22 protein-coding genes are annotated in these 21,009 nt (G+C 61.4%); 8 read left to right on the top strand and 14 right to left on the bottom strand.

All coding sequences use genetic code 11. The features are described 5' to 3' along the window. Window positions 1-145 precede the first annotated feature (145 nt). The gene (locus tag ATN38_RS10950; RefSeq protein WP_064113558.1) at window positions 146-1,495 is read left to right on the top strand and encodes a lipase family protein; all 1,350 of its coding nucleotides are present in this window, start codon (window positions 146-148) and stop codon (window positions 1,493-1,495) included. Window positions 1,496-1,512: 17 nt separating this feature from the next. On the opposite strand, the gene ATN38_RS10955 is transcribed toward ATN38_RS10950, so the two are convergent. From ATN38_RS10955 to fepB, 5 genes are read right to left on the bottom strand one after another with little or no spacing between them, the layout of a single operon-like run. Then, the gene (locus tag ATN38_RS10955) at window positions 1,513-2,355 is read right to left on the bottom strand and encodes a siderophore-interacting protein (protein WP_054188306.1); all 843 of its coding nucleotides are present in this window, start codon (window positions 2,353-2,355) and stop codon (window positions 1,513-1,515) included. A 21-nt stretch (window positions 2,356-2,376) separates the two neighbouring features. Further along, window positions 2,377-3,201 carry an ABC transporter ATP-binding protein gene (locus ATN38_RS10960; RefSeq protein WP_218747978.1) on the bottom strand — a complete coding sequence of 275 codons (825 nt, stop codon included), beginning with the start codon at window positions 3,199-3,201 and terminating at the stop codon, window positions 2,377-2,379. Window positions 3,202-3,225: 24 nt separating this feature from the next. Next, window positions 3,226-4,281 (bottom strand): iron chelate uptake ABC transporter family permease subunit, encoded by a 1,056-nt coding sequence (locus tag ATN38_RS10965; protein ID WP_082900930.1) that lies wholly within the window; start codon window positions 4,279-4,281, stop codon window positions 3,226-3,228. Continuing rightward, a complete protein-coding gene (locus tag ATN38_RS10970; protein WP_064113554.1) occupies window positions 4,278-5,336 on the bottom strand; it encodes an iron ABC transporter permease in 1,059 nt (352 codons plus the stop codon). Before ATN38_RS10970 ends, ATN38_RS10965 begins: the two co-directional genes overlap by 4 nt. After that, on the bottom strand, window positions 5,329-6,342 hold the full coding sequence (fepB, locus tag ATN38_RS10975) for a Fe2+-enterobactin ABC transporter substrate-binding protein (RefSeq protein ID WP_007735706.1): 1,014 nt from the start codon (window positions 6,340-6,342) through the stop codon (window positions 5,329-5,331). Before fepB ends, ATN38_RS10970 begins: the two co-directional genes overlap by 8 nt. A gap of 105 nt (window positions 6,343-6,447) precedes the next feature. Between fepB and ATN38_RS10980 the strand changes: the two genes are divergently transcribed. Beyond that, window positions 6,448-8,064, top strand: coding sequence for an AraC family transcriptional regulator (locus tag ATN38_RS10980; protein WP_064113552.1), 1,617 nt, complete (start codon window positions 6,448-6,450; stop codon window positions 8,062-8,064). Here the strand turns inward: ATN38_RS10980 and ATN38_RS10985 are convergent. Further along, complete coding sequence (locus ATN38_RS10985) at window positions 8,052-8,429, bottom strand: glyoxalase/bleomycin resistance/extradiol dioxygenase family protein (RefSeq protein ID WP_030537422.1); 378 nt, start codon at window positions 8,427-8,429, stop codon at window positions 8,052-8,054. The two genes, ATN38_RS10980 and ATN38_RS10985, sit on opposite strands and share 13 nt — an antisense overlap. 100 nt (window positions 8,430-8,529) lie before the next feature. On the opposite strand from ATN38_RS10985, the gene ATN38_RS10990 reads away from it, so the two are divergent. From ATN38_RS10990 to ATN38_RS11000, 3 genes are all read left to right on the top strand, one after another. Then, entirely contained in the window at window positions 8,530-9,255 is a 726-nt protein-coding gene (locus ATN38_RS10990) for a TetR/AcrR family transcriptional regulator (RefSeq protein WP_007735703.1), read from the top strand. Continuing rightward, entirely contained in the window at window positions 9,252-9,689 is a 438-nt protein-coding gene (locus ATN38_RS10995; RefSeq protein WP_064113551.1) for a hypothetical protein, read from the top strand. The genes ATN38_RS10990 and ATN38_RS10995 overlap by 4 nt, the downstream gene beginning before the upstream one ends. Before the next feature lie 88 nt (window positions 9,690-9,777). Beyond that, entirely contained in the window at window positions 9,778-10,140 is a 363-nt protein-coding gene (locus ATN38_RS11000) for a hypothetical protein (RefSeq protein ID WP_225320185.1), read from the top strand. A gap of 7 nt (window positions 10,141-10,147) precedes the next feature. On the opposite strand, the gene ATN38_RS11005 is transcribed toward ATN38_RS11000, so the two are convergent. From ATN38_RS11005 to ATN38_RS11015, 3 genes are read right to left on the bottom strand one after another with little or no spacing between them, the layout of a single operon-like run. Next, complete coding sequence (locus ATN38_RS11005; protein ID WP_064113550.1) at window positions 10,148-11,785, bottom strand: AMP-binding protein; 1,638 nt, start codon at window positions 11,783-11,785, stop codon at window positions 10,148-10,150. 14 nt (window positions 11,786-11,799) lie between these two features. Next, the gene (locus ATN38_RS11010; RefSeq protein ID WP_003943225.1) at window positions 11,800-12,264 is read right to left on the bottom strand and encodes a MaoC/PaaZ C-terminal domain-containing protein; all 465 of its coding nucleotides are present in this window, start codon (window positions 12,262-12,264) and stop codon (window positions 11,800-11,802) included. A gap of 14 nt (window positions 12,265-12,278) precedes the next feature. Continuing rightward, complete coding sequence (locus ATN38_RS11015; protein WP_007735697.1) at window positions 12,279-13,649, bottom strand: MFS transporter; 1,371 nt, start codon at window positions 13,647-13,649, stop codon at window positions 12,279-12,281. Window positions 13,650-13,877: 228 nt separating this feature from the next. On the opposite strand from ATN38_RS11015, the gene ATN38_RS11020 reads away from it, so the two are divergent. Together ATN38_RS11020 and ATN38_RS11025 are read left to right on the top strand one after the other, a co-directional pair. After that, window positions 13,878-14,567 carry a TetR/AcrR family transcriptional regulator gene (locus ATN38_RS11020; RefSeq protein WP_007735696.1) on the top strand — a complete coding sequence of 230 codons (690 nt, stop codon included), beginning with the start codon at window positions 13,878-13,880 and terminating at the stop codon, window positions 14,565-14,567. A gap of 38 nt (window positions 14,568-14,605) precedes the next feature. Next, window positions 14,606-15,457, top strand: coding sequence for a PHP domain-containing protein (locus ATN38_RS11025; protein WP_073512494.1), 852 nt, complete (start codon window positions 14,606-14,608; stop codon window positions 15,455-15,457). Between the two features lie 298 nt (window positions 15,458-15,755). Here ATN38_RS11025 and ATN38_RS11030 read toward each other — a convergent pair whose 3' ends face one another. Together ATN38_RS11030 and ATN38_RS11035 are read right to left on the bottom strand one after the other, a co-directional pair. Beyond that, window positions 15,756-16,283 (bottom strand): CinA family protein, encoded by a 528-nt coding sequence (locus tag ATN38_RS11030; RefSeq protein WP_007735692.1) that lies wholly within the window; start codon window positions 16,281-16,283, stop codon window positions 15,756-15,758. Window positions 16,284-16,360: 77 nt separating this feature from the next. Then, complete coding sequence (locus ATN38_RS11035) at window positions 16,361-17,509, bottom strand: glutamate--cysteine ligase (RefSeq protein WP_064113548.1); 1,149 nt, start codon at window positions 17,507-17,509, stop codon at window positions 16,361-16,363. 160 nt (window positions 17,510-17,669) lie between these two features. Here ATN38_RS11035 and ATN38_RS11040 point away from each other — a divergent pair, with 160 nt between their 5' ends. Next, entirely contained in the window at window positions 17,670-17,975 is a 306-nt protein-coding gene (locus ATN38_RS11040; protein ID WP_007735689.1) for a hypothetical protein, read from the top strand. Between the two features lie 57 nt (window positions 17,976-18,032). On the opposite strand, the gene ATN38_RS11045 is transcribed toward ATN38_RS11040, so the two are convergent. The 3 genes from ATN38_RS11045 to ATN38_RS11055 form a co-directional block, all read right to left on the bottom strand. After that, window positions 18,033-18,302 carry a Rho termination factor N-terminal domain-containing protein gene (locus tag ATN38_RS11045; protein WP_003943161.1) on the bottom strand — a complete coding sequence of 90 codons (270 nt, stop codon included), beginning with the start codon at window positions 18,300-18,302 and terminating at the stop codon, window positions 18,033-18,035. An 87-nt stretch (window positions 18,303-18,389) separates the two neighbouring features. Beyond that, on the bottom strand, window positions 18,390-20,558 hold the full coding sequence (locus ATN38_RS11050; RefSeq protein ID WP_003943216.1) for a catalase: 2,169 nt from the start codon (window positions 20,556-20,558) through the stop codon (window positions 18,390-18,392). A gap of 143 nt (window positions 20,559-20,701) precedes the next feature. Next, complete coding sequence (locus ATN38_RS11055) at window positions 20,702-20,938, bottom strand: CsbD family protein (protein WP_003943084.1); 237 nt, start codon at window positions 20,936-20,938, stop codon at window positions 20,702-20,704. Between the last annotated feature and the right edge of the window lie 71 nt (window positions 20,939-21,009).

The following is a 21,009-nucleotide window of genomic DNA, read 5'->3' on the forward strand; positions in this document are numbered from 1 at the left end:
AAAGATCTCAATCATATTGCGTCCATGCATGATTCAAACAACCAGCGCAAGACTCTCGTTTATTACTCAAAAGTAAGATAGCGTGTGGTCGTCATCACATCAGCCCGTCAAGTACCGAGAGACATACGAAACCGAAGGGTCGATCGTGGCATCAAAGATTCTCTTTCAGGGAGCGGTGGCGCTGACAGCCATTGCACTCACAGGCATCACAGCACCTACTGTCGCCGCGCAACCGTCGGCGGATTCCTTCTATCAGTACAACGGTTCGGCACCGCTGTCGTCGTATCAGCCTGGGGCCGTGCTCAAAACGAGAACCTTGCCCTATCACGTCGTCAACATTCCTACCCCGTTGCAAGCCGTACAGGTGTTGTACCGGTCGACCGACGCTCTCGGCCGGCCGTCTGCGAATGTCACATCGATTCTTCGACCACCCAATGCCCAGCCGGACAAAGTTGTCTCGTTCCAGTCGGCCTACGATTCACTGAACCCGGAAGACGGGCCGTCACGAGCAATCGCGGGGGACACCCCGATCGGCAGCCTTACCGCCAGCGGGCGCAATGTCGCCTTCGGCGGGACTCTCGCTTCCGGCGAAGCCGTCATGTTCGGTCCTCTACTGGCGCTGGGCTACACCGTCGTCATTCCCGACACCGAGGGCCCGAACGCGGACTTCGCGGCGGGACCCGAATACGGAATGATGACTCTCGACTCCCTCCGTGCCGCTCGCAACACTCCCGAGACAGGTATTTCCGACTCAGCCGAGATCGGTCTGATGGGATACTCGGGTGGAGCAATCGCCACCAACTGGGCGTCCATCCTCGCTCCGGACTACGCCCCGGACATCAACGAGGACCTGATCGGCGCCGCCCAGGGTGGTCTGTTGGTCAACCCGGCAAACAACCTCCGGTACGCAAACGGAAGCATCGGTTGGGCAGGCGTTGTCGGGATGGCAGTCGTCGGACTTGCCCGTGCCTACGACATAGATTTCGATCCGTATCTCGGCGATCGCGGACGCGAACTCCTACCTCGGATCGAGGATGCCTCGATCGGGAACGTCATCCTGCAGTACCCGGGGGTGACCTGGCAGGACCTTGCCAAACCAGAGTATGCGAACCCCAACTCGGTGCCCGAGTACGTCGACGTCGCCAACAAGATCAACATGGGCAACGCGCCGATACCCACCATCCCGATGTTCATCTCTCAAGCCGCAAACGGAGCCCTCGAGGGCACCCAGCCAGGTGGACCGGGCGTCGGCCCTGGCGACGGAGTCATGGTTGCCGGGGACGTCCGCTCACTCGCCACTCGCTATTGCGACGCAGGTTTGTCCATCCAGTACGACCAGTACGACACCATCAGTCACGTTCCGGGTGGCGCGCTGTGGCTCCCCGGCGCCATCACCTGGCTCAACGACCGTTTCAACGGAAGTCAGTTGCCGAACAACTGCTCGAACATCGCACCGGGCAATTCCCTGGCGCCGGAAGAACACGCGGCGGGCTGACAAATCCAACAGTCGCATCAGATACCGATTGCCAGATCGTCGATGTCTGCGAGCGTGCCGCCGTTTTCGAGGATGCTCGTGTAGTTCCGAAGTCGGTTCTGATCTATCTCGGTAGTGCTGACCCCTCGCTTCCAGTACCCGAAGACAACTACATCGTCCTTCGCCAGGCCGACTGTCTTACGGAAATGCGCTCGAATGGCTCGCATCTCGTCCCGTTCCCCTGCACCCCACACCGCGTAGTCTCCTGGGTTATCGAGTTCGAGGGCGTACTCGGCGAGTCCATCTTCGACATGGTGCAGCTCGAGGCCGGGGATCACGGGCAGTTCCGCGAAAGCCTCGGCGTCACCGGTGGCGACCCAGCCGACGCCGGTCAGTCCCTCGGGCCACTGAAGCAGAATCGAATAGAGGGCAGGTATCGCGGTGTCGTCGGCGAAAAGTGCGACGCGGCGACCAGCGATCTCGGGAACGAGGAAGTGCGGGCGAGGACCGGTGAGCGAGAACGTGTCACCCACACGACGGTCGTCGGCCCAGCGCATCATAGGGCTGGTGTGACCGTGCAGCACTACGTCGAAGGTCATCGAACCGCTCGACGCATCGAAGGTGCGCACCGTGTAGACACGAGAGACGTCGTCGTAGTGCGGACCCAGCTGGATGCGAAATGCGACGTTGGGCCGCAACCAATTCGGGTCGTCCGCCGACGAAGTCAACTGGACGGCGATGCGCAAGATGCTCTCGGTCGGCCGTTCGACGCGTTCGACGACGGCAACCACGTCGTTGAGACCGCGGTCGTGGTCTTCTCCGCGTGGCGCCTTTGCCGACGCAGACGTTTCAGTTTCTTCAGGTCGAGATGCGGTAGTCATTGATATCTCCTGATCGGTGGTTCAGTTGTGGACGGGTAGTTGACTGACAGGTCTTCGATCACGCGGAACAACAAGTGGCCGTCCGGTTTCCGGGTCTTCGAGAACCAGCGCCTCGAGGTCGAAGACTTCGCGCAGTAACTCAGGGGTGAGGACGTCCGAGGCACTGCCCTGCATGACAATTTTTCCGGACCGCATGGCAACTACGTGCGTGGCATATCTGGCCGCGAGGTTCAGGTCGTGCAGGACCGCGACCAATGTTCGACCGGACTGGTGGAGTTGGGAACAGAGGTCGAGAACCTCGATCTGGTGTGCGATGTCGAGAAAGGTGGTCGGTTCGTCGAGCAACAACACCGGGGTGCGCTGCGCAAGCGTCATGGCGATCCATACCCGCTGACGTTGTCCCCCACTCAGCTCGTCCACCAATTGGTCTGCTGCATATCGCATTCCGACTTCATTCAGAGCCTCGGAGACAACATGCTCGTCTTCGGGTGACCACTGGCGCAGCATGCTCTGATACGGATATCGGCCGCGGGATACGAGGTCTGCGACACTGATCGCTCCAGGCGAGAGCGGGGACTGTGGCAACAGGGCGATTCGCCGGGCGACTTCTTTGGTTCGATAGGACCGAATATCGTTACCGTCGAGCACAACACGACCCGATCGAGGTGTCAGCATTCTGCCGAGCGCACGCAACAATGTCGACTTGCCGCACCCGTTCGGTCCGACGACGACGGTGAACCCTCCATCGGGGATCTCGAGACTCAACTCGTCCACGATGGTTCGATCGGCGTACCGTAGTTCGATCTTCTCGGCGCGCAGCCGCGATGTTGGGGTGGCAGTAGTCATGAATCTCTTTCATAGCGAGTTTTTTCAGGCCTGACGAGCGAGCAGCCAGATCAGATAGGCACCACCGAGCAGACTGGTGACAAGACCGACAGGAGTGCGGAGACCGACCTCGACCGCTTGCGCGATCAAGTCGGCGCCCGCCAGCAGAACTGCGCCTAGCAGGAAGGAAGTCGCGACAAGAACACCGCTGCGCCGTGCCAACCGTCGTGCGATCTGGGGAGCGGCGAGCGCCACAAATGCGATGGGGCCGGTGGCCGCGGTCGCCGCGCCGGTGAGCGCGACCGCAAGCAGAATGCCGGCAAATCGGTATCGCTCCACGGAGATCCCGAGCGAGGACGCTGCGTCGTCGCCCATCTCCATCATGGTGACGCGCCGGGACACCACGACGAGAGCAGGAACGAGAACACCGACGGCGATCGCAACACTGACCGCGTGTGGCCAACCGCGCCCGGTCAGCGAGCCGGCCGTCCACTGCTGCACAACGGTGGCGTCGTCGATATCCGCACGCACCACCAGGAACGACATCACGGCGCTCAGCATCGCGCCCACGCCGATACCGACCAGGACGAGTCGAAGACCGCCGCTGACGCCGTCTTTGCGTGCCAGCGCGTACACCAGAAGCGCCGTCAGCATGCCGCCGAGAACAGCGGCGCCCGCGGTCTGCAGTACCCCGCCTCCGAAGAAGACGATCTGAACCACGGCTGCAGTCGCAGCGCCGGTGGTGAAACCGATGATGTCCGGCGATCCGAGAACATTGCGCGAAAGCGTCTGGAAAACCGCGCCGGCCACACCGAGGCTTCCGCCCACGCCGATCGCCGTGATCAGCCGCGGCAGCCTGCGATTCTGGACGGACCGAACCGCCGCTGGGGCGCCTTCGCCGTGCAGGGCACGCCATACTTCGCCCAAGGACAGATCCAGGGTTCCATACATCAGCGCGACAAACGAGAGCGCCGCCAATGCCGCACTGATTGTCACGGTTACGAACAGCACTCGCGGAACTATCCGCCACGAGTACGACCCGATTCGAACCACCCAACCGCGGAACAGCGGTGGAACCGGCTGTGCTGCAATCGCATTCACAGCGACGCCACCCGCCGCGAGCGCACGAGCGCAACAAACAAGGGGCCACCGAGCACCGCCACGGCGATCCCCGTCTGCAGATCTCCCGGCGCTGTGGCAACGCGACCGAGAACGTCGGCCAAGAGCAGAAATGCCGGGGCGACAACGAGCACGCACGGCAGAAGAAATCGCAGATCCGGCCCGACGACACCGCGCACGATGTGCGGTGCAGCCAGGCCCACGAATCCGAGCGGTCCAGCCGCCGCAGTGGCAGCCCCTGCCAGCAGGATGACTGCGACAGCGGATCCGACCCGTGCGGGTCCGGTGCTGGCACCGAGCCCTTTGGCGACATCCTCGCCGAGCGCGATTGCGTTGAGTGGACGAATCAGCAACAACGACAACATGATACCGACGATGACGAAGGGCAGAACAGTGACAATCACGTCTCCGCCGCGGCCTTGCAACGAACCCACTGCCCAAAATCGGAACTGATTGAATGCGGCCTCGTTACTGATGAGAACCATGCTGGTGAGAGCCGTGATCGCCGTCGCAACAGCGGCACCGGCAAGCGCCATGCGCGCTGGGGTCGCGGCGCTGCGATGCGCCGACCCCAACATGTACACACCTACCGAGGCAACGGCCGCGCCGGCAAGCGCGAACCACAGATAGCCGCCGACCGAAGTCACCCCCAGATAGGCAATCGCAATCACGACTGCTGCTGATGCTCCGGCGTTCACACCGAGTAGTCCCGGATCGGCCAGAGGGTTGCGGGTGATCGACTGCATCAGCGCGCCGGCCAGTCCGAGCGCGGCCCCGACCACAAGCCCGAGAATTGTTCGAGGCAAACGTGATTCGATCACAATCAGGTGCTCGTTGTTACCGGCGTCGTAGGAAAGAACTGCATCGAGGACAGTGGAGACGGGGATGTTGCGTGAGCCGATGACGAGTCCGCCGACGGATGCCAGCACGATTACAACGATGGAGACGAGGACCAACAACCCCGCACGCGCGGCCGTCCCGGACCGCAGTGGCGCTTCGGTCCGGGACTGCGCAGAAACGCCCACGCGGTCATCCACCGAACGTGGACACCAGCGACTCGACCGTCTGCTTTGCACTGAAGTAGTCGAGACGGAAGGCTGCCGTTCCCATCGCGTATACCCGATCACCCTTGACCGCAGGTTGATTCGCAAGGAGCGGGTCGGCCGCGAGTTGCTTCTCCACGTCCTTGGGCCCCATCGAGACGGCAAACAGCGTCTGCGCCCCGTCTAGTGCGGCAGACATGTTTTCGGAGCTGACGATCGCGACGCCGGAGGCACCCCGCTTGTCCGGAGCGACAAACTGCTCGGCGGGCTCGGCATAGGTGAAGCCGAGCGAGGCCAGCAGATTGCCCTGCGGGCTGTCGGCTCGGAACGTCCAGACACCGTCGGCACCCATGTAGACCAGTGCCGTCACCGGCTGCTCGGGAAGTTTGATCTTCGCGGCTTGGGTGGTGACCCAGCTGTCGTATTCGTCGACGGTTTTGGCGGCCTCGCTCTCGAGTCCGGTGACAGTCCCGAGCTGATCAGCGAGCTCCTCCCAGGAGCTGGCGCCGTAGTCGAGAAGAACAGTGGGTGCGATGTCGCTCAGCTGTGAGTAGGCATCGAGTGTCGAGTCGCCGCCGTTAGCGGAGCCGATGATCAGATCGGGCTCGAAGGTCTCGATCGCGTCGAGGTCCAGCTCGAGATTTCGGTAGAGCACCGCGACGCCACGATCAGCCGCCACGCCCGACCACTGGGAGAAAAACCCCTGGTCATCGGTCATTCCCGACGGCGTTGTCGCCGCACTCGCGACCACCGGCGCTCCGATCGCAAGCAGCGTGCCGGTCAACGACGGCGAGGTGGACACGATCCGAGTCGGCTTTGCAGTGATCTCGGTACTGCGGCCGCCGTGATCGACGGTGCGCGGCCAGCCCTCGGTGGCCCCGGAGGTTTCCTGGGTGCCCTCGGTTCCGGTGTCACTACCTGACGAATTCGAGCAGCCGGCAAGAGCGAGGGCGACGACCGCGGCGAGTACTGCCGCCGTCGGGCGTAGAGATCTGCGCATGAGTATGTGGCTTTCTGAAGATACGAGAGTGCGCCGCTGCGAACGCAGTCGGCAGAGGTAAAGTTAGCCATACTTAAGTCGCAAGGGTTGTCCAGGAGCGCCAACGTGTTACCACTATCGGGAAGGTCGGACGCAATCGACTTGGGGCCGATCCGCGCCTGCCGCACCGAGCCAAGCATCGGCCGCTCACCCCTGTTGTTCTGGGTTCTCGCAGGCAGTGGACGCGTCAGGACCGGATCGACCGTCTACGAGGTGCCGGCAGGCGAGTTGTTGTGGATCCCGGCGGGCGTGCGATATTCGATGGAGACGGACTCGGATTCCGTCGCGTTTCCCATCCTGCTTCCGCCCTCGAACGGCGTCAGCGCCGGGCCGGCTACCGTGACGCGTCTGCGCGTTCCGCCCGGATGGGAAGACAGACTGATCCACGAGTTCGTTCACAACCTGGGCTATCTGCGCGGCGACGCTGCACACCCGTCGTCCTTGTTCGAAATGATTACCCGGGCCGACGACGGGGCCACCTCGCTGCCGCAATTGCCGCAATCACGGGAAGCGTTCGAGATCGCGCACGCCCTGTTGCGAACACCTGGCACCGACGACACCGAGGCACAATTCGCGAAGCGTGCCGGGATCAGCATTCGAACGCTCCAGCGATACTTCGTGGAAGAAACCGGCCTCACCTTCACGCGCTGGCGGCTTCGAGCTCGGATCGCCGCGTCGTTGGAGTACCTGAAGCAGGACCGCGAGATCGGTTGGATTGCAAACGAAGTCGGCTTCGAAACGGGCAGCGGATTCACGCGTGCGTTCCGGTCCCAGATGGGAGAGAGCCCGAGCGACTATCGCCGCCGGGCCCTCTCCGGTCCAACCGATCGCAGCGTGGACACCGACAACGATCAAGCATTGGTCCGCATGCTCGCAGAGACCAGGCAGCCCGGGGAAACAGCGCCGCCGATACCGGCCAATGCGACGTGGCCGCGCGTCAACGGCGCCCACGTCGCCGTGTGGGTCTACCGAGGCCAAGCCCGGGTGGACGTCGCGGACCGCAGCTGGGAACTGCGCACCGGAGAGGCCATGATTCTTCCTGCAGGCGTCCTCAATACCGTCACGGTTCCGACTGGTTCACTGCTTCTGCCGCTCGGCTTCCGTTCCTCGAACGGGTCGACCGTATCTGCCGACGCCCTCGAGACCGTGCAGTTCTCCCCCGCTGACGAGTTGGCATTGCTGCACACTTTCGTCGCCGCCTACACGCCCTTGCGCCCGCGCGGCCACGACAGCGCCATGGCATTCGACATCATCGCCACCGGCCCTCTTGCACAACCGGTTTCGAACACCTCGCCCGCCGCTTCGATTGCCACACGACTGGCAGCGACGACCGCCGCCCGCCCGGCCGACCCTCGCACTCTGGACGAGTGGGCGCAAGAGTTCGGTACCGACGCGGCCAGGCTGCGCCGGGAGTTCCGTATCGAAACCGGCACCACGTATCCGCAGTGGCGATCGCTTTCACGGATGACCCAGGCACGCACCCAACTCCAACTCGGGGTTGCACCCGGCACGGTGTCGAGGAACCTGGGTTACGCGCACCTGCCCGCATTCAGCCGAGCGTTTCGCACTGCGCACGGGATCTCACCGCAGCGCTTCCAAGCCCAGTCCGTCGAACGCGCCCTCTGGTTACGTTCTGTGCCGCGCGCCGCGGAGCCGAGCGCTCGGGTTCTTCACACCCACTGAACGAGTTGCCACACGATTCCGTTGGCGTCGACGAACTGGCAGTAACGCTCACCCCACGGTTCCGTCTCCGGTTCGGTGACGACGGAGGCACCTTCAGCAGCGATGCGGGCGAACTCGGCGTCGACATCGTCGACCACGAATGCAATGAGCAAGCCTTGACCGGCCGGACCTGCGACGAAGTCGGGCTTGAACGTCCCGAGCCCGGTGCGCAGGAAGACCACGTTGACCCCGGCATCCGGATGATTCAGGGAAACGAAGCCGTCATCGGCCATGGCCTCGGTGAAACCGAAATGGGTTTTCGCGAAGTCTGCCGATGCGTCGGTGTCGGCGACGTTCAAGGACAGAGCAGTGCTGGTGATTTTCATCGTGGGCCTCCCATGATCGATAAACCTTATGCAGTGCATACAGTATGCACCGTATAAGGTATACCACCGTTGAGGTATTCCCGATTTCTGGAGACGACTGATGGCACGCGAACTGATCGACCTGCTCTGGCGCGATCACCCCCTCGCGCCGAAGGGTGGCACCCGCGGCCCGCGAGCGAAGGTCACCACCTCACAGGCGGTCGACGTCGCGATCTCCGTCGCGAATACCGACGGCCTCGACGCCGTGACGGTCCGCCGATTGGCCGCCGAACTCGGAATCTCGGGCATGGCGGTGTACACCCACGTCGGATCCCGCGACGATCTGCTGGTGCTCATGGTCGACGCCGTACACGGACACAGCCCACTCCTGCCGTACGGGAACATGACCTGGCGCCAACGTGTGCGTCGGGTCGCCGAGGAAGAACTTGCCCTCTATACGGAGCATTGGTGGCTCCTGGACATCTCCGATCAGCGCTCCGCGTTGGGTCCGGGAACTATCGCGAAGTACGACCACGAACTTCACGCCTTCGACGGCACGGGACTGAGCGACATCGACCGGGACTCCGCCCTGACATTTGTCGCCGACTTCGCCCGATCCTCGGCGCAAGCGCGGCGCCCTGACCCCCGAGCAGCCGACATGGCCGAGGTGTGGTCGTCCTGGAACCAGCGTCTGGCTGCTTATCTCGGCGACGACTTCCCGCTGGCGCAGCGAGTCGGAGGGGCGGCCGGCGAGGCCAAGAACTCCCCGTACAGCCCCGAGGCGGCCTGGGAGTTCGGGCTGGACCGGGTACTGGACGCCCTGGACGGCCTCATTCACATCGAATGACATTCCTGCAATTCGTGGGAGACAATGTGTCCGTGCAGCGTTTCGGTTGGTCTCGACGGTCCGACGGCGACCCTTCGGTGCTCGAACCGCGAGAGCTGTTGCACGCCTACGAGAATCGATCGACTCGAGAGGTACGAGATTCCGGCGAGCTTCTCATCGAGATTCCGCTGAGCGACGCGAGCATCGTCGAGATCACCGTTCTTGATGCCTCTGCGGGCTGGATCGACTCCCGCGTGCGAGGACTCTGCAGTTCCCTGGACAAGATCGACCGCCGGGCTCAACGCGTACTTCGAGGGGGATTCAGCATCGGCTGGATCGAACTCGAATCGGAGCGCCACGGCGTCATCGACTACTGGGAAAACGGGGTCAACAACGAATACCCCATCTCCATCGTGTGGAATGGAAACTCCTGGGAAGAAGCGGCAACCACCTAGCCTCGAAATCAGCGGAATACATCCGCGAAGACGGGGTAGACGAGTACATACCAGCGGCACATCGACTCAACTCCAGGCGTGGTGGACAATGTTTCTCAGCGACCAGTCAATTCGTCACCACACCCGCCGTTTCGGAGCAGCTCTGTCGCCTTCACACAAGTGGCCTCCGCCCACCGAAACACAGCGCATCGCACGCTGGAGTGAGCGGTCTGAGATGCTCGGCGCGCTGTCGGTACTCCTGTTCTGGGCTTTCGGCTTCGGCATCCTGCTGGGCGTCGGCGCGATCACAACAGGAATCTTCGCGCTCCGACGTCACCCGAAGAAGTCTGGCGGGCATCTGCTCTCGAATGCCCGCCAGCTGCCATGGGATGCAATAGTCGGCCTCTTCACCGGATTCATCGGTCTGGCACTGAGCGGCTGGTTCTTCGTCGTGGTCCTACCCAACATGTAGCCCTCTGCTAGCCGAGTCCGTTCGCGGAGGTGGCCAGCGCTCGGAGTTCACGTCGGAGGATCTTGCCGGTAGTGGTGAGCGGCAAGCTGTCGATGAACGTGATCTCCCTCGGGTACTGGTAGAAAGCAAGGCGACTTTTCACGTGGGTCTGCAACTCCGAACGGAGCTCCTCCGAGGAGTTCGACCCCTCGGACAGTACGACAAAAGCGTGAACCGCTTCGCCGCGCAACGGATCCGGAACACCGATGACACCTGCCATGGCTACCTCGTCGTGCGAGAGCAGGCACTCTTCGATCTCTCCGGGGCCGATTCGGTACCCCGCGGACGAAATGACGTCATCGGCACGTCCCTGGTACCAGAAGTTCCCGGCGTCATCAGTCCGACCCAGATCACCGGTGTGAATCCAACCGTCGTACACCTTTTCATCGGTCTTCGACGGCTGGTTCCAATATCCGAGGAACTGTCCGGGGTTGCCTGCCTTCACACAGATCTCGCCTACCTCACCAATCTCGACCGGCTCGCCGAGTGGATCGAGGAGGGTGACTTCGAAGCCGGGGAAGGCGCGGCCCATCGAACCGCTGGCGGGACTCCACTTCGACCGCGACGTGCCGATGGTCAGATTCATTTCCGTCTGCCCGTAGAACTCGTTGACAGCTACGCCGAGAGTGCTCGCAACCCAGGCTTGCAGCGCGTCACCGAGTGCCTCACCACCGGTTCCCAATGCCCGCAGCTGAATACCACGCGCAGCAGTCTTGTCGACGCCGATGCTTCGCATCTGCTTGAGGGCAGTGGGAGGAATGAAGGCGCCCGTCACCTTGTGACGGCTCAGAATCTCGACCGCACGCGAAGGCGTGAATTTGTCGGGCGTCGCAACTACGGGGCACCCCAACGCAAGTGCGGGGAACAGTACGTCGAACAAACCACCGATCCAGGCCCAGTCTGCCGGCGTCCAGAAGACGTCTCCCAGCTGCGGAGCATTGTCGAACGCCGTCCGCATACCGGGCATGTGCGCCAGGAGAATTCGGTGCCCGTGGAGCGCGCCTTTCGGATTCCCGGTCGTCCCTGAGGTGTAGATGATGATGGCATGTGAATCGGGGCCCGTGGCTACCAGTTCACTACTTTCTGCGGCATCGTCGACGAGGCTGTGGAAATCGAGGATTTGCACGGGCGTCGAATCGGAGAGCCGATCGAGCCTTCCGACCACGATTACGGCTTCGAGACCCGGCATCTCACCGATTCCGTCGGCAACTCTTTCATAGCAGTCCTTCTCGACCACAAGAACTTTCGCGCCGGAGTCACGCATCCGATGTACTAACGCATCCGATCCGAACTTGACCGAAAGTGGAACGGTGACCATTCCGGATCGGAAGGCGCCCAGATGTGTCGCCAGAACCTCGATTCCCTGTGGGACCATCACACCGACGCGATCGCCTGAGACCAGGCCGAGATCCGCGAGCACGGTCGCGAACTTTCGGCTCATCGTGGCGACTTCACCGAATGTGTACCGCGCCCAGTGCCCACCGGTGTCTACGACGAGGGCCAGATCATCGGGATTCTGTACATCGACACATGCGTGCGCAATGTTGAAGTGCTCTGGCACAGCCCATTCGAAGTGTTCTGCTTCGAGGTCCTGCCACCATGACATATGCCGCCGAGAACTCACCGAGCACCCACTTCGAGGTCGAGGGAATGGGTCTCGCCTACCAGGAATGAGAATTCGCCGGAGAAGACAAGGTCTCCGTCTTGGTTGACGAGTGAGCCTTTCGACGTCACGATCGCGGTCTCACCGTCCGAGCGAGGGCGCACCGACAGCACTTCCGACACCGCATGCACCGAGTCGCCGAGGTAAGTCGGCCGGTGGAATCTGACCTGATCGAGCCCGTAGAAGCACTGCAGGTAACGGGGGTCCAACTCCACCAGACCGAGCAAGGTGGACAACATGAGGGCACCGTGGGCGATCTGGCGACCGAAGCGCGTCTGCTGCGCGTAGTCGGGGTCGAGGTGAAGGGGATGGCGGTCCCAGGTGAGGTCGGCGAAACTTCGCACATAGTCTTCGGTGACGACCCGCGGGTCCGTCACCGCAATGTCTCCGACAGAGATCTCTTCGAAACTCTTTGTGATCATTGAAGTTTCCTCTATTAGTTGACAACCGTGGAGCGTTGATCGACCGGCGGCAGATACGCCCCGTTGTCATCGATGTACATGTCGCGACTTCCTTCGTCGAGGTCGGTGTCACGGACGAAGTAGACGCTGATCAGCGAAATAACAGACAGGGCAGCGATATACACAGCGACCGCAAGCGATCCACCGGTTGCGCGAACCAACATGGCGGCAACCATCGGCGCGATTGCACCACCCAAGAGCACCCCGATCTGAAAAGCGATGGACGCTGCGCTGTACCGCACCCGTGCGTCGAACAGTTCCGCGATGAACGTCGCCTGCGGCCCGTACGAGATGCTGAGCATGAATGCGCCGACTGCCAATGCGCCGGTGGTGATCCAGAAGTTGCCGGTATCTATCGCGGCGAATGCAACGAAGACCCACACTCCCATGCCGGTGATGCCGACCATCAGGATCCGGCGTCGGCCGAATTTTTCGGACAGTTGACCGAAGATCGGAATGAAGATGACTGCAACGAGCGCGGACACCATGACCGCTCCGAGCATGAGGTTTCCGGACAGCAGATCGAACTGATCGGCGTAGGTCAGGCTGTAGGTGTTGAGGATGTAGAAGTAAGCGCCCGTGCTGATCATCGAACCTGCGGCAAGAATGATTTGACGAGGGTAGTTCTTGAACGCGTCGACCATCGGAATCTTGACCGCAGTGTTCTGCTGCTTCACGCGAGCGAATGCGGGAGTCTCTTCCAACGCGGTGCGAATGTAAAGCCCGACGGCGACCAACGCGATACTCAGCAGGAAGGGAATTCTCCACCCCCACACCAGGAATTGGTCCCCGGTGAGCGCCTTGGTGCCGAACATGACGGCCGTCGCCAGCAGAAGGCCAGCAGGCACACCGACCTGCGGCATACTGCCGTAGAAACCGCGGCGGTTCTTGGGTGCGTATTCCACAGCAGTCAGAACTGCACCGCCCCACTCACCCCCGACGCCGAAGCCCTGAATCAGTCTCAGCAATACGAGAAGAATCGGGGCCCACACACCGATCTGGGCGGAGGTCGGAAGGACGCCGACCAGGAACGTCGCTGCTCCCATCAAGAGAAGTGCGAGCACCAAGACCTTCTTGCGTCCGATGCGGTCGCCGAAGTGGCCCATCACAACACCGCCGAGTGGCCGCGCCAGGAAGCCGACAGCGAAGGTGGCGAAGGAAAGAATTGTCGCCAGCGCGGGGTCTGCGCCCGAAAAGAACAGCGGCGCAAAGACCAACGCGGCGGAGGCGCCGTAGATCTGAAAGTCGTACCACTCGATCGTGGTGCCGACCAGAACCGATCCGGCCACACGCCGCAGGGCAGGCCTGTCGACAGTTGCGGGAGATGGGGGATTCGCGTCGTTCATGTCATTGCTCCTTGTATGGAGTGCCCTGTTAGCTCTCGCACCGAGAGGGAGGCTCGACAAGGAGACTATGCAGTGACCCAGGGCACAGTCAAGCGTATTTCAATCGATCGATTGATTAGTTGAGATGCAATTTGCCAGTTCACAAACAGCTATCAATCGACTGATTGACAGCCGGTCGATTTCGGCGGCGATGCTAGCATGATTGGGCAACCAACCGAAATGAGGATCATGGACCTGGGGCGCGTTCAACGGGCGGCAGTCACGCTGTTCGCGACGAAAGGATTCGCCGCCACCGGCATTCGTGAGCTCGGAGCCGAAGCCGGCATCAACTCGGCAACGCTCTACCACTACGTCGGCAGCAAAGAGTCACTGTTGGCCTCGATCATTCGGTCCTGCCTCGACGAGCTGACGCAGTCGGGAGAGCGGGCAATGCGCCGAAGCGCCGATCCCGTAGTCCAGCTCGCCGGCCTGGTGTCGTCACACGTCGGCATTACCGCCGTCAACCAACTGACTGCCCGCGTCGCCGAGTACGAGATGCGCGGGTTGACCGGAGACAACCGCATCGAGTTGCAGACCCTGCGCGACGAGTACGAGCAACTTTTCGGACAGATCCTCGAACGCGGACAACGCGTGGGCGCCTTCGACATCGAAGATCTGGCATTGAGCCGACTCGCGATACTCGAGATGTGTACCGGGGTCGCGCATTGGTACCGGCCCGGTGGGCGTCTCGAGTTGGAAGATGTCCAGCGATTCTTCGTCAGCACCACGTGCAAGCTTCTGTCGGTTCCGTCCGACGAACTGCACGGTGTGGAGTTCATTCACGACGTCCGAAAGCTGGACAGCGAGCCCGAGACTCAGTCCTCCGAGATCTGGGGAACCACTGCACAGAGCGAATTCGCGCGACAGTCCGAGCTTTAACCGCCCCTCGAAACTCCCGGCTCTGGTACGAACTGAACATGCAACTACCCGCGGACAGTCATGTTCACAGCGAGTGGTCGTGGGACACCGGCGGACCGCTGTCGCACGCATCCGGACGAATGCAACAGACTTGCGCGCGTGCCGAAGCAATCGGATTGCCGGCGTTGGTGTTCACCGAGCATCTCGACTTCGATGCTCGGTGGCGCACAACCGCCGCAGATCTGATGCCCCATCAACATCACCTGCTGAGCACCGACGGCTATGTCCGCGCACCGATCCTCGACGTCGACGGCTATCTCGACAGCATCGAACGATGCCGACACCGTTTTCCTGAATTGCGGATACTCACCGGCGTCGAGTTCGGACAACCGCACCTGCACGAAGCGCAGGCGTCGCACCTCCTTGATCTCGGTGTCATCGACCGGGTATTGGGTTCCTTGCACACGCTCGAAGTCGGCGACGATCGGAGTGAACCGAACACTCTGTTTCGAAAGTGGAGTGCCGACGAAGTCATGTGGGCATACCTCGATGAGATCCCGCGTATGGTGGCTGGCTCTCGGACCTTCGAGGTGTTCGCCCATATCGACTACGCGGTGCGTGCATGGCCGATCGAAAGTGCCGGACCTTTCGATCCCCGTCGATTCGAAGAGGGATTCCGAAATGCGATGCGCGCCATCGCCGACAGCGACCGGATCCTCGAGATGAACACCCGTCGGCTGTTGCCCTGGATACCCCAATGGTGGGGCGAAGAGGGAGGTAAAGCGGTGACATTCGGCAGCGATGCACATGTGCCCGAAGCTCTGGCAGCCAATTTTCCGGAAGCGACCGCGATGCTCGCGCACTACGGATTCCGTCCGGGTCAACGTCCCGAAGAGTATTGGACCCGCTGATCCGCCTGATTCCCAGACCGATATTTCCGTGAACTCGGGTTGTCGGAGACGGATCAACCCGCAATAGTCGATGTATGGATCGGTACAAAATCACGATGCCCGACGGCTCTTCGACCGAGGAACCTTTCAATTCCGACAAGGAAGCAATCACTTGCGCAGTGGATGCGAACCGAGGAGTCAGCAAGAACCTCGTAGTCGAAAAATACACGGCCGACGGTCATCTGGTTCCAACCGCGCAGGCGCCTGCGAAACACACAGGTCGTCACAAGAAGAACCGTTCGAAGAGTTGAAAACTCGACTAGTTCACAACTCTCGAACTCGGCGTGTGGCGACCGGATGCGTGACGCAGAAGTAGTTGGATCGCGTGCTCGACAGTTGCACCGAGGACAGCTTCGGGGTCGCCCGAGAAAACCTGCTTCTCCGTTTCGGCGGTCCCATGGTCGACGACTCCGAACCACACAGTTCCGGGTCGAACGTTCTCCTGGGTATCAGGGCCGGCTTCACCGGTGACGGCCAGCGCCAGCGACGCACCCATCAGAGTGGCGGTGCTGTGCGCCATGACCCTGGCTGCCTCTTCGCAGACCACTGGCCCGTCCGGAACATGAAGTACGGAATGTTTCACCTCGCGGGTGTACGCGACGATCCCACCACAAAACCACGATCCGGCGTCCGGCGCCTTTCCCAGATGTGCGGCGATGTTCCCGGCAGTCAACGATTCCGCCGTCGCCACCGACAGACCGTGTTCCTCTACTGCCGCAGCCAATTGCCTGCACATATCGTCGAGATCCTTGTCCGACGGAAGCTCGGGTCGTGGATCGCCATTCATATGTTCCTCCTCCTGCAGTCCGATCGGTGACTTCGACAAGACATTGAAAGTTCTCGAATGCCCATTCCAACCGTGCCTTACAGCTCACTGCCCCCTTGCGAACTGCACCCTTCGAAAGTGCGTCGAGCGCACTCCTCGATCACATCAGCTACACGTGACCGACGCGTGAGTTCACGGCGCTGCACGATCGCCCCGTTTCCGTTACTGAACACCTTGCCCAAGGAGGCCGTGACCTGCTCGAATTCTCCGAATGCAGTCAACGCAGGTTCGACGTGATCCACCAATTGCCGAACCGCCTGGTGTGCAGTCAGCAAGCGCACGGATTCCACGTCGAGCGACCTCCCGTCGAGTCCGTCACGCGCCGCCCGCCAGCAAGCCGCGCGGAGTAGCTCGTGATCGACAGCAGGCGCTGCTTCACCTTTCGTGATCGCGGCGGATGCGGTACCGACGAGTGCCTGCACCAGTGTGGCCAGAGTCATCGTCTCCTCCACGGTGGCGGGCACGTCGCTGATCCGAATCTCCACGGTGGGAAGGTGATCCGACATGCGCACATCCCAATAGACCATGTGTGGATCGAGAATGACCCCTGTCTCCAGCATTGCTGCAACAGCATCTTCGTAGTGCGCCACGGACTCGAAGTAGGGCGGCGGACCCGAACTGGGCCATCGGCCGAACAGAACGTAACGCCAACTCGCATAACCGGTATCGCGACCGGCGCTGATCGGAGAGTTCGCCGTCAGTGCCAACAAGGTCGGTAACCATGGGCGCAGATGGTTGATGATCTGGACCGATCGTTCTCGATCTTCCACACCGACATGAATGTGGCAACCACACATCACACCTTCGGTGATCGCTCTGAATTGACCGGCCATTCGCTGGTATCGCGACGTTTGAGTGATCTCGTCCACCGGCGGATCGTAGAACGGCGTCCCGACTGCGATGAGTTGACAACCCACACGGGCAGCGGCGTCGGCGGTGACGGCACGCGACTCACAGAGTTGATCACGAAGATCACGAATATGGTTTCCGATCGACGTAGACGTCTCCACCTGACAGCGCGTGAGTTCGAGTTGCAGCGAGATACCGAGTTCCCGCCCGGCGGCAGCAACCTCGGAGTTGCGCAGAGTGGGATGTCCAGTCTGCGGATCGCAGAGCAAGAACTCCTCTTCGACACCGAGAGTCGGTGTACCTACCGAGAATATGTCGGGAGTCGGCTTCGCGTTCATAGGGCTTCCTCGCACCGGTTTTCATCCACATCCGATACTTCGAGCGTACGACCTTCTACCCCTTTCGGCACTACTCCAACCGTTTCATCCAGTGGCCGATCGGGTAGTTGCCCTGTGAACCGACGACGAGCGAAGAATCGCAAGTCTTCATGAGCTCAGGATGGAGTGTGCCGTGACAAACGCGAGCGAAAGTTCACCGGTAGATGACGAACACACAAATCGATCGCACGTAGGGGAGGCAATCAGCGACGGTCGCAACTATCCCGGATACCTGCTGATCGGGCTGGGTCTGGCAACACTCGGATTGACCTTGGTGGCAGCAGGTTACGGATTTCGTGGTTGGGCAGTCATTGCCGGCGTCGTGTGCGTGGTGTCCTTCATCGTCGGAACACTGGCCATCTTGATGGAACACCGACGGGTCAAACGACTGGAAGGTCAGGAACTCTTCGATCAAGAAGGGCACTGAACCGACCGCTCGAGTCGTATTCTGCACAAGCAGAATACGACTCGAGCAGAACACAGCTCAGTGAGTGCGGAGTTGCTCGATCAGCTCACCCTTGTTCAGCTTCGAATAGCCGTGCAGATCGAGTTCCTTGGCACGTTTCTTCAGCTCGTCGACTGTCCACTCCTCGTACGGCGAGGATTGTCCGCCGGACTTGGCGACATTCGACCGCCCTCGATTGGCGGCCGCATTGGAGATTCGGGCCGCCTTCTCCTTGGAATCGCCCTTCTCGCGTAGCTCTTCGTAGAGTTCTTGATCCTTGAGTTGAGGTTGTGAGTCCTTGCGAGCCACTGTTTCGTCCCTTCACTCGTCTTCACTCCGACGGTGTGGCCGAACTGGCAATTCGGCCACACCGCAGGTTCGAACGTACGTCGGCACTCAGGATGTAGGCGGCACCTCGAAACGCCCCCACACGCGGTGCGTCTTCAGAAGCTGAGCCAGCGAGGCGAGCGCTCCTTCCGCGTCTGCATCGACGACGACTCCCAATGCAGACTCGTCGATACCGGCCGCAGCCAGCGCACTCATGCTCTCTCCCCAACCACCAATTGCCTTGCTGTGACGATACATTTCGTTCAGCAGAGTCTCCACCCGTGGATCCAACTTGCCCTCGCCGATTCGAGAAACGTCGCCGCTCAGCAGGATTGCATCGAATTCGATCGAACGAGCTGTGAGGTACGTTCGCTGCACCGTCACCGCGTCGTCACCGTCCCCGATGGTTCCGCCGTGCGGGCCGAGGATCAGCGGCACCATGCCGGCGTCGAAGATCTTGTCTCGAACGGCGACAACCGTTTCGAGATCGGAGTTCTCATCGACCAGTAGTGCGATGATCCTTCCGTCTACCGGCCATTCCGCACCAACCTGGGACAGTGCAGGGCTGAGCTCCGGATCACTCAACGGCTCGGTCGGTTCGGGAACCGGAAGGCCAAGCCCCCCTGCGACGATCGACACGAGACCCGCGTCGATATTTGCCAAGATGCCCAGATTCCGGGTCTTGATGTTCTCCTCGTAGCACTTACCCAATTCGAAGGTATACGCCTGCGCGACGTGCTCCTGTTCGACAGGGGAGAGACTGCGATAGAAGAGTCGAGCTTGCGAGAAGTGATCGTCGAACGATGCCGGCGCCTGCCTCACCTTTCGCCCTGAAACTTCTTCGGGCACCTCGATATAGGCCGCGCTCTCCGCCGAGGCCAAGAACGGGCACCCACCGTCCAACGAATTGGGATGGTACGGCGCAACTCCGGTATGTACACCGTCCTGATGAAAGCCGTCGCGAAGCATGTCGTTGACAGGCGCGTGAGGCCGGTTGATCGGGATCTGATCGAAATTGGGGCCACCGAGTCGCGTGATCTGGGTGTCGAGGTACGAGAACAAACGTGCCTGCAGGAGACGATCGTTGGTGATGTCGACACCCGGAACCAAGTGACCCGGATGGAATGCAACCTGCTCGGTCTCGGCGAAGAAGTTCGTCGGATTGGCGTCGAGTGTCATCGTTCCGATGACCTGAACCGGCGCGAGTTCTTCGGGCACGATCTTGGTGGGATCCAATAGATCTATGCCTTCGAACATTTCGTCTTCGGTATCAGGGAACACCTGCACGCCCAGATCCCAGGACGGATATGCGCCCGCCTCGATGGCGTCGGCAAGATCGCGTCGATGGAAATCCGGATCCACACCGCCGGCGATCTGCGCTTCCTCCCACACGAGTGAATGCACTCCGGCGGCCGGCTTCCAGTGGAATTTCACCAGATTCGTCTCGCCGTCGGCATTCACGAGCCTGAACGTGTGAATACCGAAGCCCTCCATCATGCGATAGGAGCGCGGGATGCCGCGATCGGACATGTTCCACAATGTGTGCGCCGTGGCCTCGGTGTGCAGCGACACGAAATCCCAGAATGTGTCGTGCGCGCTCTGCGCCTGCGGGATCTCGCGGTCCGGGTGGGGCTTCGCGGCATGGATGATGTCCGGGAATTTTATGCCGTCCTGGATGAAGAACACCGGGATGTTGTTGCCCACCAGGTCGAAGACACCTTCGTCGGTGTAGAACTTGGTGGCGAAACCGCGTGTGTCGCGTACGGTGTCCGCCGAACCTCGTGAACCCAGCACCGTCGAGAACCGCACGAACACCGGGGTTCGAGCACCGGAAGCGAACACCGATGCTTTACAGATGTTTTCGGCCGCGCCATTCGCCAGGAACGTTCCGTGTGCGGCCGCCCCGCGGGCGTGGACGACGCGCTCCGGAATTCGCTCGTGATCGAAGTGTGTGATCTTCTCACGCAGGTGGTGGTCTTGAAGAAGAGTCGGGCCACGCTCGCCGGCAGTGAGTGAGTGGTCGGTCTCGTAGAGACGTGTACCGGTTGCGGTGGTGAGGTACTCCCCCCGCTGGCCGCGACCATTTCCCTTCACCTTCTCCTCGGCACCCGCGACGGTACGCACCTCCGGCTGCCGCTGGTCATCCTTGGGCGGCAACGGCTGTCGAGGCTTGACCGGCTCTTTCAGGTCCGGCGCTTTCGGGGCCGGTGCACCTGGGACGGACTGAGATGAAGGCATCGAACAGCTCCTCTTGATCGTCATGCTGGGCGCAAGAATCTTGTTACGCCTTATGTAAGTAGAGATTTCAAACTGAACGCGGAGCCACGACTCACCCCCGGCTGGGATCAATCCCAGGCCGAGGGTGACGAGTGCGTCAGGGGCTATTGCTCGGACTTCTGTCGCGCTTCGTCCGCGGCCGCTTCTGCGCGAGCCTTCTCGGCTTCTGCCTCTTTCTTCGCGACTTCTCGCTGGCTTTCGGCCTTGTCCTGCTGGGCGCGGCCCTCTCGGGTCAAACTGTCGTTTCCGGAAACCGCACCCACGGCTTCCTTGGCCTTACCCTTGACGTCCTCTACGACGCCTTTGATTCCCTCGCTGGGACCGCTCTTGTCATCTGGCACGTTGACCCTCCAATACGTTTCGGATTGTTGCTCCGGGATCCCACACAGGTAGGAATCCCCCACAGAAGGCC

Origin of the sequence: Rhodococcus sp. FH8 (genome assembly GCF_019266085.1) — a bacterium.
Classification (GTDB): Bacteria; Actinomycetota; Actinomycetes; order Mycobacteriales; family Mycobacteriaceae; genus Rhodococcus_F; species Rhodococcus_F qingshengii.